The sequence below is a fragment of the Bacteroides sp. 1_1_14 genome (assembly GCF_000162515.1).
GTDB classification, from domain to species: domain Bacteria; phylum Bacteroidota; class Bacteroidia; order Bacteroidales; family Bacteroidaceae; genus Bacteroides; species Bacteroides thetaiotaomicron.
In genome coordinates this window covers 29,544-44,246 of the sequence record NZ_GG774707.1, presented here as the reverse complement: position 1 = coordinate 44,246, position 14,703 = coordinate 29,544, and the positions used below count along the sequence as shown (strand labels likewise).

Here is a 14,703-nt window from a genome sequence, read left to right as displayed (position 1 = left end):
GAGACAAAGATAAATATAAAGGAGCAAATTTCATGGCTTTCCCGAAGCGCTTTTCATTAAACTTCGCTAAATCCATGCCATTCGCTCCCCTATATTCTATCTCAATGCAATATTTCTATCCAAATGCAATCAGTTTCAGGCTATTTTACCGGATAAAGCGTAAATTCAAAACTCTGCTTTTTCACCGGTACCAGATATTGCGGCAATACACCCGGTCCGCAGGTAGCCGTACCTACTCCTGCCTGTTCGGCATCCAGATGTATGGTCATCATTCCGTCACGCTCCAGTTCATTAATATGGTGCGCCTTCTCTAATAATACATCCGAGAAAGGAATGATACTAAACTGGAAAGGACGATTCGATTCCATAAAGACACCTTCGCCTGCCTGATCCGTCAGTTTCGCCCAGCGTACATCTGTCCGGTTAGCTGTAGATTGTGGGGTAGCGTAATAGTGGAACATCCGTTCTACCGTCGTATCATATAGTCCTATCCTACCGGACTGGTTGCGGTCGATATACGTTTCATGATCGCCACGTCCCAGATAAGATACTTGATTATAAGCATCTGCCATGCGGAAGGTCAGCCCCAGACGAGCCATCGACTTCACAATCGCCGTATCCGGCTGGAAGGTGGTGCGAACCTTCAATGCCCCGTTCTTGTCGAGTGCATAAACAAAATCCGCCATTCCTACTTTCTGTCCTTTCCCATTAAGAATCTCAGCACGGACCGTTGCCGATGTCTTTTCTTCTTTCAGTGATACCACTTTCTGTGTCAGGTTATTCAAACCGGCCTTGCGCCACAGACGGGCTCCGTTCCTATCCCGGTTATCATTATCCGTAGCCGGACGGAACAGGCTCAAAGTGATTGGTGCAGCCAGCAATTCCTTTCCATCCAAAGTCAGGGAAGAAAGTGCCCCGGTATTCTTGTCCACAACAAAAGCTGTTTCTCCCGCCTTCTGCGGACGATAAGCCGTCGTATTCTTATTACCGGCAAGTACAAACTGGTCGTATGCCACTTCCCAGTCGGTATCCACTAGCGGAGTGGCCTCTTTACGGCTCCAGCTTAGGTTCAGATAGGCTTCCCGAACGGTATTCGGAAGTTTGACGGCACCCAAAGTGACATCTACCGTAGCGTGCGGCTCGCAGTCTACTTCCTTCGTGCCTTCGGCAAGTACGGTTCCATCCTCCCCTTTCACATTCCAACGCAGGATATATTCATTCAGATTAGAAAAGTCATACCAGTTCTTTATGCAGACTTTCAGATTCTTCCGGTCTGACAAAGTCGCTTTGATGTTCTGATATATTTTCTTCACTTCGAGTAGATGCGGATGCGGTTCACGAACAGCATTCACCAGACCGTTGCCACAGAAATTACCGAAGCTGGGGATTCCTTCCGGTCCGTAATCGCCTCCATAAGTCCAGTACCATTTTCCGTCTTTGTCTATTTCACGGAAGTTCTGATCCACCCAGTCCCAAATGCAGCCACCTTGTGCCATCGGTTCATTTTCAAAGACATCCCAGTATTCTTTCATTCCACCGCAACTATTGCCCATTGCGTGCAGATATTCGCAGAGTATGAAAGGACGATAAATATCCTTCTTACCCACGTATGCCTTAATTTCGTCCACACTGCGGTACATACGGCAGTAGATGTCCGTGTTGTAATTCAGTTCGGCACGTTCATATTGCACGGGACGGCCTTTCTCTACCGATTTCAGCCAGTCGTAAGTACGCTCGAAGTTGATACCGTTGCCGGCTTCATTGCCCAGTGACCAGATCACGATAGCCGGATGATTCTTGGAACGTTCGTACATACGGTGTGTACGGTCCATGTGAGCGGTCAGCCAAGTACTGTCTTTGGCAAGGGAGGCAGGCCCGTATCCCATGCCATGCGATTCGATATTCGCCTCATCAATCATATACAGCCCGTAGCGGTCGCAAAGCTGATACCAATACGGATGAGTCGGATAATGTGAGTTACGCACCATGTTGATATTATGCTGTTTCATCAGGCGGATATCCTGTTCCATCAGTTCTTTGCTTACGGTACGTCCCAGTTGCGAATGTTCGTGACGGTTCGTCCCTTTCACCAGCACCGGAACACCGTTAATACAGAAACGTCCGTCCTTGATTTCCGAAGTACGGAAACCGACTTCACAACCGGTCAGTTCGGTTACTTTTCCTTGCGCATCTTTTAATTCGAGTACCAAGGTATAAAGGTTAGGATGCTCCGCATTCCATGCTTTTACTTCTGCAATCTTCTTCTCATCGAAAGCGATAAAGTTACTCAGTCCACGGGACTTGATGTTAATGGCATCCTGCAATACTGCCTTTCCGGAAGCATCCTTCAGTGTATAAGCGATGGAGCTGGCAGTAGCAGAAGGACCTTCCACCGTCACTTCCAGATTGAAGATACCTTCTTTGTATTTCTCTTTATCAAGGGAAGCACTTACTTTATAGTCAGCAATATACTGTTTGGGAGTGCTATACAGATAAACATCCCGTTCGATGCCACTCAGACGCCACATATCCTGACATTCCAGATAAGCACCCGAACTCCAGCGATATACTTCCAGAGCTATCACATTCTCTCCTTCACTCAGTACATCGGTAATGTCCCATTCGGCAGCCGTCTTCGATCCCTGATTATAGCCAAGCAACTTTCCGTTCACCCATACATAATAGAAAGAGATCACTCCTTCGCAGCAAAGCACTACCCGACGTCCTTTCCAGTCGGCAGGCACCTTAAACGTGCGACGATAGGAACCTACTTCATTCTCAGCAGATGGAACCAATGGCGGATTCTTCTTGAAGTTGAACATCTTGTCGTCAAACTCATAAGTTTCGTTGACATAGATAGCTGTTCCGTAGCCTTGCCGTTCCCAGTTGCCGGGAACATTAATATCCGCCCACCCTCCGGTATAATAAGAGGGCTGGTAAAAGTCCTTCGGACGGTTGTCCGGGTTCTTCACCCAGTTAAATTTCCACTTCCCGTTCAGACTCATATAATAAGGAGACTGTTCATATCCTCCCGGCTTTTCAATATCGGAAGCGTCGGCGTAAGGCCATACATAGGTATGAGGAGCGAGTTTATTCAGTCCTACCGCATACTGGCTCTGCCACTCCGGCAAAGGCTGTTTCTGAGCCGAAGCGAAGGTAGCAGTCAGTGCTGCCATCAAGATTAAAAACGTTCGTTTCTTTAATTTCATCATTATTATATTGTTTTTTGGTGACTGGTTATTCAATGATCAGTTCATCGAAACATACTCTTGATTCTTGTCCGGGACGTACATGATTTGCCGGACATTCTCCCGCTCCTTCCGTTGTCACCCGCACATAACGGGCAACGGTTCCTCTCATATCTATCGACAGGTCTTCGATGAAAGTTCCTTCACGGAATATCTCTTCGGGAGTATATTCCAATTCGTTGATATCCCGATAAGTCGCATTATCGTCCGACACGGCTACCCGGATTGATTTCGGTTTGTGCACTCCCATTCCATAGTTAGTGATACAACCGATTGTCAGCGTATTCATTTTCTCCTTTTGCAACAGATCGACGGTGAAGGAAATACGGTCGCTACTTCCCCAACTACACCATTCAAAGTCCGTTTGCTTCAGACTTCCTCTGACTCCGTTGTTCAGGACAGCTTCATTCACTTTATTACCCAGCAACGGTTTTGCCGTAGCCTTGTTCCAGTGTACCGGAAGCGTCAGTCTTTTCCCCATCTGCTGTCCATCGGCAAACGTTGCGGCATTGACTGTTTGAGCTTCTTTTACCAACAATGGTTGTTCATAGAGCGGTGAAGCGGCGGTCGGCTCGCTTCCATCCATTGTATAACGGATTTCCACATCCGGACGGACACATTCCAGTTTTACTTTCAGTGCTCCGTCTTCCGGTCTCACGGTATGCTGTATATTGTACATCGAACGGGCATACACTATCCCTTTGGCTGCGAGATGTTCATTAAACGAATCCATTCCTTTCAGGAACGAAGTCCAGTCTTTCTTTTCCGGTTGTGTCCATGCCACTTCCGCCAATGCCGCCAGGCGTGGGAATACCAGATAATCCACATCCTCCGGCTTATTACAGAACTCTGTCCACATACAAGCCTGTACGCCCATCAGCAAATCCGCATATTCCGGTTTCCAGTCTTTCTGAACCGGCTCATAGTCATACACATCTTTCAGCGTATTATTGCCGAAATACGTCAGCGGCTCAAACCACTGCGGTCCTTGATAACGAATCAGGTACATGATGCGTGCGGGAGTCATGATGAAGCGATGTCCCTTCTCGGCAGCCTTCAGTGCAGCCTGTCCGTATCCCTGCCAACCCAGAATAATGGCATCGTCCGGCAAAAAGCTACTGTTCGTCAGCTCATCCCAGCCTATCACCTCGCGCCCTTTGCTACGTACATATTCGCTCATCCGATTCATGAAATAACCTTGCAAATCCTCTTCATTGGCAAGCTTCTCCCTTTTCATCCGTGCCTGACACAGCGGGCATTTCTCCCAATAAGTCTTACGGGCTTCATCACCGCCGATATGGATATATCGGGAAGGGAACAATTCCAGAATCTCATCCATCACATCCTGAAGAAAGGCATAGACACTGTCATTTCCGGCACAATAGATGATCTCGGAATTTCGTCCTCCCAAACCGGGGAGCACTCCGATATATTCCTTCACTACCGGACAAGCTAAATGAGGATAAGCTGCCAATGCCGAATTACTGTGTGCCGGCATATCGATTTCCGGTACCACTTCAATCTGACGTTCAGCCGCATAAGCCACCATTTCCTTTATTTCTTCCTGTGTGTAGAAACCTCCTACCGGAGTGGGTTCTCCGGGTTCCGGATTCCGCCGGGCAGGAAAAGGCAGGTCCGTACGATCTACTCTCCATGCACCTACTTCCGTTAAACGGGGATATTTCTTGATTTCCACACGCCAGCCGTTATCATCTGTCAGATGAAAGTGAAGCGTGTTTATTTTGAGCATTGCCATACAATCGATAATGCGCAATACATTCTCTTTGGGAATAAAGAAGCGTGACGCATCCAGCAATAACGCACGGTAACCAAAACGCGGTTCGTCCTGAATACTCACTGCCGGAATACTCCATTTTACTTTTTTATCCGACACTTCCTCTTTTTCAATGGATGCCGGAAGTAACTGGCGAATGGTCTGCAAAGCATAAAAGAATCCTTTTGCATCCGATGCTTCGATAATAATTTCTTTCGGAGACACTTGCAGCGTATATGCCTCACTTTTCAAGGTTGCATCCGTCTGGAAACGAACATTTCCCTTTTCCGCATCGCCTACCGTCAACTTCGGAGTAAAGCCTGCCGCACGGGTAAACAAAGCTATAAAGCTGCGTGCCACTTCCGCCTGCTCCTCGTTCTCTACGGCAAATACCGTTTTACCGGAGAAAAGGTAGTTCCCGCTGCCCGGCACTATTTGCGCCGGGCGTGGAACCAAGGGTATGTCATGTGTCAAGTTAGTATCGCTACATCCGGCTATTATCGAAGATAGAAAGCCTATCAGTAATATTAAAATCGTTCTTGTCATTGTATTATTCGGGGGTTATTCCTTGTCCCTTTCCGGAGAAAAGCGGACGGGATCATTATATTGTTCCTGTAATTTCAGCAATTCGTCTTTCAGTTCCTTTACTACCGGTTCATACTCAGCCTCACCGTAGAGGTTGTGCATTTCCGACGGGTCTGCCTGCATATCATACAGTTCCCACCAGTTGATATCATTATAGAAATGAATCAGTTTATAGCGTTCCGTACGTACGCCATAGTGACGTTTCACCATGTGTTCGGCAGGATATTCATAGAAGTGGTAATACAGAGACTTTCTCCAGTCCTTCGGATGCTCACCTTTCAACAGAGGCAGCAGTGATACTCCGTGGATATCTGCGGGAATTTCCGCTCCTGCCAGTTCAAGGAAAGTAGGTGCATAGTCGATGTTCTGTACCATTTCGGTGATATCTCCCCTGCGGTCGAAACCTTTCGGCAGACGCATGATAAGTGGTGTGCGCATAGATTCTTCATACATGAAACGCTTGTCGAACCAACCGTGTTCGCCCATGTAGAAACCCTGATCGGAAGTATAAACTACCAGTGTATTGTCCAGCAACCCTTTTTCCTTCAGATAGTCGAGCACACGTCCTACGTTATCATCAAGAGACTTCACGGTTTTCATGTAGTCACGCATATAACGCTGGAACTTCCAGTTGGCCAGTTCTTTTCCTGTCAGATTCTGTTTGTAGAAATCATCGATAATCGGAGCATAGAACTTGTCCCATGCGGCACGCTGTCCTTCGTCCATGCGTCCGAGGAATCTTTCATAAAGTGATCTCAGGCGTGATTTCTCATTCGGACGAAGCATCTTCAGGTCGTAAATCATATCCATGTCCTTCACGATACTCATTTCCTGAGCAGCCGCAGCAGGGCGACCTTCATAGTCGTCAAAGAAATTATCCGGCAACGGGAATGTCTTGTCCTCGTAGAGAGCAAGGTTACATGTATCCGCCATCCAGTTACGGTGAATCGCCTTGTGATGAATCAGCAGGCAGAACGGTTTCTCCGGATCTCGCTTGTTTTCCATCCAGTCGATAGCGTCATCGGTAATCAGATTCGTGATATATCCGTGTTTCTGGATGGTATCATTATCTTGTGTAATAAAGGCAGGATTATAGTAATCCCCCTGTCCGGGTACTATCTGCCAGTAATTAAATCCGGATGGCAAACTTTCCAGATGCCATTTGCCGACCAGCGCAGTCTGATAACCTACCTTTTGCAGCAGCTTCGGGAATGTCTGTTGAGAACTGTCGAATACGCAAGTCGTATTATCGTAGAATTTATTGGCACAGCTATGCTTACCCGTAATCATACAGGCACGGCTGGGACCGCTTAATGAATTGGCAACAAAGCTTTGAGTAAAACGTACACCATCCGCCGCAATGCGGTCAAGATTCGGAGTTTCCATGTAGCGGGTGTCATAGCAGCTCATCATCTGGGCTGTATGGTCGTCTGTCATAATATAGACGATGTTCAGCGGCTTTTGTTCTGTCGTTTTCTGCTTGTTTGTACAAGATGCAAGGGAGGCAACGGCGGCTACTCCTGCCAAAGAATAGAACAAGTTTGATTGCAGGTTTTCCATAATGATTAATTTATTTAGATTACATGGCAAAGATAGGGAAGATATGTAAAAAGTATGTCTACAAATAGCTAATGTATTTACAATATTCTCTATTTCCACCCGAATTAGCAGTAAATGCCGGAAGTAAATCGCTGTTGCACGATGGCCTTCCGGCATTGAACTTATTTCATACTATTGAAAACGGTTCGTCATATTTTAATAGTAGGTATGCGCATTAGGATTGTGCAGATTAATACCGGCAGGCTTACTATAATTATCGTTTGAGTAAAATCTGATCCAATCGATTTCCATACGAGGTGACTCCTGACTCGTTTTACTAGCCTCATAACTGATAGAAGCAAATCCCGAATCCCAACCGACCGGAGGAATATCGTTATACCCCAATCCCCACGCACTTGGAGCACCTAACGTCAGCAAATAATGGAAGCCTAAAGGATTCTTTTCCAGATTGAACGGCCATTCGCCGGAAGCACTACCCAAATCCGCAGATGTGATTACTTTGGTTGTTTTACCGTTAATACCCATTTTGATTGTATGATCATCAACAATTTCCACCCAATAAATATTCCATTGATCCATTTTGCTGATAGCATTCTGAGTCGTCGGATTTTTATAAGTACCGGTTGCCTGATTACCCATATGCACTGTTTGATGAGCATTATTCTGTCCTGTAATATTTCCCACCGGATTTTCCATCACATCAATCTCACCATATCGCGGCCATGCGCTATATGGATCCGACGCCTGACTTTGTGTATTTCCCTGCAGCCAGATAGCGGCATTAAACCCATTCTTATTACCACGGATACGAGCACGAGTCTCGATTCGGGTTCCCACTCCTATCCAGGTATGTTGCGGAGCATATCCTTGATTCATATTAAATTTACCGGAGAAACAAGCAGAGAATCCATAATCTTTTTGTCCGGCCCCTCCTCCTGTAGCATTAATTTTCTCTTTCACTGCCCACATTTTCAAGTAACCTTCATCTGTTACATCTGTATACCGATCATTATTAACGGCCATATATTTCTGTACCATCGCTGTATTCTGAGCCCCAAATCCTAGTACTGGACATACTCCGTTAGCATTTTTAGCCGTACGGCATTGACCATTGATTGCATGGAATTCCATTGAATTCACAAACTTCCACCCTTCAGCAGCCAGCGCTTCATTGGGATGAGGGGTTCCTGCCTTCATAGCCAGCGCCTTTTTATCTCCCCACCATGTTTTAAAGGCTTTTGCATTCTTCTCCGAATAGAATGGTTCATCAGGTGATGTATACACGTAACGTTCATCTTCCAGCTCCGAACCAAGAGGAGTATCAATATCCTGTTTCGTAATCTCCATCTTCTCTGCCAACAAAGGATGATGCTCGGAATCGGTTGCAAATGTTAAAGTCAGTTTGGTATCTCCAAAAGGATAACCATCTGTCAGCATTGTTACCGGATCACTATCTACTGAGAGTTCCCCTGCAGAAATAGTCAGAGTAGACGGAAGGTTTTCATAAAGGTCGGCCTCACCTGCTCCCGGAGTAATAGTAACTACTATATCTTCTTTAGCAGGTACATCTACTTTCATTTGCAGAATAAATGTATCCCCCTCTTTCACCACCAAGTCCGAGTTACCTTTGATAGAAACTGCTGTGCGATAATAATCAGAAACCTTAATAGCCTGTTCAGATCCATCCATCTTATACCCACGGGCAAAAGCTGTGAGCTTCATTAAGACAGATTCCGTAATACCTGAAGATTTTACCGGGACAGAAACTTCCAATGTTTTCTCTCCTTCCGGGAAAGTTACCATTTCCGGAAAGTTATTGAATAAAGTTTTTGATACATCCGTGGAACCATCAGTTGCCGTCAGATAAATATCAAATTCTTCATTGGTAGCTATCCCTGCTCCCTGTTCGTCTTTTACACTGAAAGTCATAGTCAGTGTTTCGCCCATTACCAGTGTGTTACTCTCCAATGCCAGCGTCAATGGCACTGGTTTGGGAAGCGGAGCTACCTGATCGTCGTCTTTACACCCGGTCAGAGCTATAGCCCATATTCCCAAGGGTAAACATGCATATAGTATATTTCTTATCTTCATTGTTTTATACTTTAATATGTCCTACTATTATTACTTCGTTTTTGTCCATCCCGGGTTTTGTTTCAACTGCTTATTCAGTTCCAGTTCATCCGGCGGTATAGGCAATAAATAATCACGGTCCGGCTGGAATTGATATCCTTGTGGCAAATAATCTTTCAACGGATCCATCCAACCACTATCATTGGTAGAAACCAGTCCCAACGATTCTTGTGCTTTGGGTGAGAAACTCTTATAAAGAACTCCATCAGTTCCCAGATAAGCTCCCAAGCCTCGTTGCCCTTTTATCAGCTTATGACCGGCCCAACGCATCAAGTCATCCTGACGAAAGCCCTGGAAAGCCAGTTCGGCACGTCTTTCCCGACGGATTTCCTGCATAACAGGAGTCAGAGAGTAACCAAAGGAAGTAAAGTTAGGATCAATCTGAGTAGGACGTATATAAGTAACACCCGCACGTTCACGCAAAGGTTTTAATGTCTTATTCAAGACATCATCGTTACAAAGATTCAATTCTTCCGCAGCTTCCGCATAAGCTAGTAGCGCCTCCGAATAGCGAAATAATATAATTGCCATATGGCTGCCTCCTTCTACAAACGTAGTGTCAATACCCAAGCGAATATGAAATCCGGTAATATTCTTACCGTTACCGTCTCCATTCAGATTAGGAGAAGAAATATCCTTATTCTTCTCTTTTATTTCCTCGTCTGTTCCTGTATTATCATAGGCTCTCACATTCATCGGTTTAGAGCCTTTCGCTGTAGAACGGAACTTCGCTCCTGTATTCATGACCGACTGAATCAAACGAGGATCACGTTTTTCAAAAGTCGCATTAAAGTCCTTATACTTCTCATCATTCGGATTGATAAACGTACCATCCGCATTCAGATAATTATCAACCAGCGATTTTGATACACCTGCCGGGCCATCGTTATCTACAACTCCGCCACCAAGCAATCCACCTAAACCGTGGAACACACCATCGCCGGCATATTTCTTCCAGAATACAGCTTCCGTAATCTTAGAAAGATCATCCTTATTGAACAAATGAGCAAATGCATCACCTGGATTTACAGCTTCATTATCCGTAGCATCCGTATTCAGGCTCAACCCTGCTTTGAAAAGTTCGTCTCCCCATCTCATTACTTCCTTAAAGAAGTAGTCTGAGTTATCAGTTTCAGAAAATTCCGTCCCTTTATGATACTTTTCCCAGGACCCTTCATACAAAGCTACCCGCATTGCCAATATCATGGCTGCTTCTTTGCTGATACGCAAGCCACTGTATTTACTTCGCGACTGAAGCATTCCTTCTGAAGCTGTCTTCAAATCTTCCAATATAAATTTCGCCACATCCGAACGTGATGCAGGAGGAATCTGCAAACCAGCTACTGTTGCATTCTCATCCCACAACCGGTCCATCAAAGGGATATCCCCAAAACGAGTCAACAAGTAAAAATGCCAGTACGCACGCAGGAAATATGCTTCCCCTTTCAAAGAAAGAACATCTTCTGTTTCCTCATTCTCCGGAACACAATAATAATAAAAGAAGTAATTTACATTACGCAAATTCTGATATCCCTTCTGCCATTCAGACGAACCACTGAAAGCATTGTATTCTCCATTCAGACGCAGGTCATACTTTTCGGCAAGAATATTGTCACTGTTCTTTTCTTCACCTCTCACTCCCATACCATATTGAGAAGGAGCAGGAAGCGCCATATACAAGCCGTTAATGTAATTTTCCACCTGAGCACGGCTACATAAGTATTCTTCATTATTAGGTTCCGTCAATGGTTTTCTGTCCAGGAAGTCCGAACAAGCAGACAACATTACCCCAATGAAGGCTGTTAACAATATATATTTCTTTTTCATGTCTTTTCCTCTCTAATTAAAATGTAAAATCAAGTCCAAATACAAAGTTCCGGTTCATCGGATACACTTTACCGTTACCATTTTCTTTAGCCGGAGAAGTCAGTCCCGGTGCAGATTCATTGCTACCGCCTGCCCAGGTATTCACCTGATTCAAGGTTTCAGGATCAAACTGCTTGGGCAACTTTGTTATCGTAAATAAGTTGTCACACGTGAAATATACTTTTAGATTTTCCAGCCCTATGTTACGAAGCATTCTCTTATTAAAAGTATAAGATACCATCAGATTCTTCATACGCATATAAGCCGCATTCACCAAATATCGGGAAGTATTATAAGCAGAGTTGGCCTGAAAATCCGGTTTATTGAACTCAGTAAGTCTAGGCAGATAACCATTCGGTTGATCAGCACTAAAATAATCAAGATGTTCTTTAAAGAAGTTCTTTCCTCCAAAAAGGTAAGTACTTCCAGCCAGCGGGAAATCTCTTTTGGCAACCCCCTGGAACAAGGTGGACACTTCAAATCCTTTATAACCCACATTCAAATTAATACCGAAAGAATATTTAGGAGTTGCATTACCAATAACCCGCAAGTCACCATGATCGCTTAATGTTCCTTTACCCGGATCTACTTTACCATCGCCATCTACATCAAGATATTTCAAATCACCGCGTTGCCACTGGCTATCCGGTTTGAAGAAGCTAAGATCCACTGTTCTTAGATAATCATCAATTTCGCGGTTGCTCATAAATAAGTCATCAGCACGATATCCCCAGATTTCACCAATATCCATACCTTCATAATATCCTTTGTTTGATGGCAACCCAGTATGGTTATTAAAGATGAGTCCTTCCGGGTTGTTATATTTGGTAACAACAGCTTTGTAATTGAATAGATTAAAACCTACACCATAGCTGAAACCACACTTCAACTGGTCATGCCAATTGACAGAAAGCTCCCAACCACGATTTCGTAAAGTTGCATTGTTTACTTTGGCACGATCAGCATTTGCAATACCCCCGATAGATGGAATAGCCTCTGCCGGTCCGATCATATCACGTGTGGTACGCTGATAGATATCCGCCGTGATAGAAAGACGGTTATCCAGCAACATCAAATCGAAACCTAAGTTGGCATTATCCACCTTTTCCCAAGTAATATAAGGACTGACCATTTTCGGAGTTTTGGCTATCGTACCTTGAGTAGGTGTAGAACTGATACCCGGAAGCAACCATGCATTAGGGTCAGCCGCCACAAGTGGCATCACTCCGATATAGTCATAATATCCGGCTCCGTTCTGATTGCCCAGACGACCATAAGAGACACGTACTTTCAACTGAGAGAATGGTAATTCCAATTTTTGGAAGTAATCGGTACGTGCAATATCATAACCAGCAGAGAAAGAAGGGAAAAATCCCCAACGATGTCCCGGAGCAAAACGAGAAGAACCGTCATAGCGCCCACTAACCTCAAGGAAATACACATTCTGATAATTCCAATTCATACGGGCATAAGCACCCATTGTAGCCCAATGTGTACGATTATCACCGGCATAAAGAGTTCCATTGGCATTGGCAAATGAAAATATATCATCACTTAACATTCCATCTTTATAGGTATATCCATCAGAATTTTCCTGCACTTCCATCTGGAAACCTGCCATTGCCTTGAAAAAATGTTCTCCCCATTGATGCGTATAAGAAGAAGATACGTTCGGGGAAAGATAATAATTGAAGGCATCCCCGCGGGTATATGAACCCCATGTAGAGTTTTTCCAGTGCATTCCCGGATATTGATAGCCCTGCGTATTGCCAGTCACGGTGTACAATTGTTTATTGGGGTTTTCATAAATAGGAGTTCCCCGTTCGAAGCTGTTCTTCTCCACATCCAGACGGACTTTCATTTCACCGACAATATCCCATCCCTCCAATGGAGTAATAACAGCAGAAAAAGACATAGCATCCGAAATACGATTCTGATTGTAACGGGATTGCTTCATACGCAAGAATTCATTCCAATCCGGAAGATTATATTCCGAATCAACAGGAAGAACTGTCGGACGATTAGGAAAAGCATTACCTACTGTACCATAAAAAATAGTCTGATTAGCCAACGGACGCTTGATTATGTTCAGAGTCATATTATTATTGAAATTGAATTTCAACCATTCATTCGCTGTTATCTGAAATTTAGTATTTATATTATATTTACTCAAATTATCCTCTACCTGATCCAGCAAACCTTCCTGATAGGTATATCCCATACCAACGTAATAGTTGAATTTATCCGAACCTCCTGTTATATTCAGGTTATGAGAATGGCGGATAGCAGACTTCTTAAAATAATAATCAAACCAATCAGTATTGGCATATACCGCATCCTGAGAACCGGCCCATCCTGTTCCCTGCTGATTAGGTTCTACACCCGGAAATTCTGCTGAATAAGGATTAGCCATAAAACCTTTCATCTTCTCGATCAGCTGATCAGAAAAAAGACGCTTCACCCCCATGTTATCATTACGTTCATTTACATAATGAGCAAACTCCAGGGAGTTCATCATTTCAGGCATATTAATAGGAGAACTGAAGCCGACTGTTCCACGGTAAGTAATACGTGTCTTTTCCTTCTTACCGCTTTTCGTTGTCACCAATACCACACCATAAGCTGCACGAGCACCGTAAACAGCAGACGCAGAAGCATCCTTCAGTACACTGATACTGGCAATATCGGCAGGATTCACATTCTGCATACTCTGTTCTACACCGTCCACCAGTACATAAGGTTCACCACCATTAATAGAACCGATACCACGAATATTAAATTTAATCTCTGCTCCCGTTTCACCACCGACACCACTCGCCGTAGCATCAGAAGCGAAATTCAAACCTGCCACATTACCTTGTAGCGCACTGGTCAAATCGGTTACAGGACGGTTAACAATAGCTTTCTCATTGACAGTAGCTACAGCAGCCGTAATGGTATTACGTTTTTGCTTATCCATACCTACTACAACGACTTCATCAAGTACTTTTGAATCTTCTTTCAGCACAAAACGATTACCTTCCAGTTTTGTCACCTTTACTTCGAGCGGAGAAAAACCGACATAAGAGATAGTCAATGTGTTTCCAACTTTTCCTTTTATAGAGAAATTCCCGTCAATGTCGGTTATAGCACCTTCTTGCGTTCCTTTCAACATGACCGTGGCTCCGATAACTGTGTCGCCTTTATCATCCACCACTTGTCCTTTAATCATTTGTTGCTGCGCAAACGCTCCTGAAGGAAATAAAAGGAGGAGCATCAGAAGAACAACAAAGTAGCTTTGTTTTTTCATAAGCTTCTTTTTTTTCATAATACTACAATTTAATAATTAAAGATACTAATTTATTAGCTAACAAAAATAAATCCCAATACAATTAAGATTCGAAAGTTCTCACCAACTCATTTAAATAGGTAGGACTTTCGGCAACAAAAATAGGCACAAGCCCGAAAAGCGATGTTCTAAATTCACTATTTCACCTCCAATTTTGTCTAAAATAGTCCATTTCACCGCATTTTTCATGGTGACAGACATTATCAGACAAC

The 14,703-nt window shown here is 44.2% G+C and carries 6 protein-coding genes; all 6 read right to left on the bottom strand.

Features of this window, described 5'->3' with window-relative positions:
* Positions 1-140 precede the first annotated feature (140 nt).
* Positions 141-3,212, bottom strand: coding sequence for a glycoside hydrolase family 2 TIM barrel-domain containing protein (locus HMPREF9007_RS10055; RefSeq protein WP_008762104.1), 3,072 nt, complete (start codon positions 3,210-3,212; stop codon positions 141-143).
* Between the two features lie 25 nt (positions 3,213-3,237).
* Entirely contained in the window at positions 3,238-5,568 is a 2,331-nt protein-coding gene (locus tag HMPREF9007_RS10060) for a glycoside hydrolase family 20 protein (protein ID WP_008762103.1), read from the bottom strand.
* A gap of 15 nt (positions 5,569-5,583) precedes the next feature.
* Positions 5,584-7,167 (bottom strand): sulfatase, encoded by a 1,584-nt coding sequence (locus HMPREF9007_RS10065; protein WP_008762102.1) that lies wholly within the window; start codon positions 7,165-7,167, stop codon positions 5,584-5,586.
* A gap of 195 nt (positions 7,168-7,362) precedes the next feature.
* Complete coding sequence (locus tag HMPREF9007_RS10070; RefSeq protein WP_008762101.1) at positions 7,363-9,258, bottom strand: DUF5006 domain-containing protein; 1,896 nt, start codon at positions 9,256-9,258, stop codon at positions 7,363-7,365.
* A 30-nt stretch (positions 9,259-9,288) separates the two neighbouring features.
* A complete protein-coding gene (locus tag HMPREF9007_RS10075; protein ID WP_008762100.1) occupies positions 9,289-11,124 on the bottom strand; it encodes a RagB/SusD family nutrient uptake outer membrane protein in 1,836 nt (611 codons plus the stop codon).
* Positions 11,125-11,140: 16 nt separating this feature from the next.
* Complete coding sequence (locus HMPREF9007_RS10080) at positions 11,141-14,470, bottom strand: TonB-dependent receptor (protein ID WP_008762099.1); 3,330 nt, start codon at positions 14,468-14,470, stop codon at positions 11,141-11,143.
* Positions 14,471-14,703: the final 233 nt, after the last annotated feature.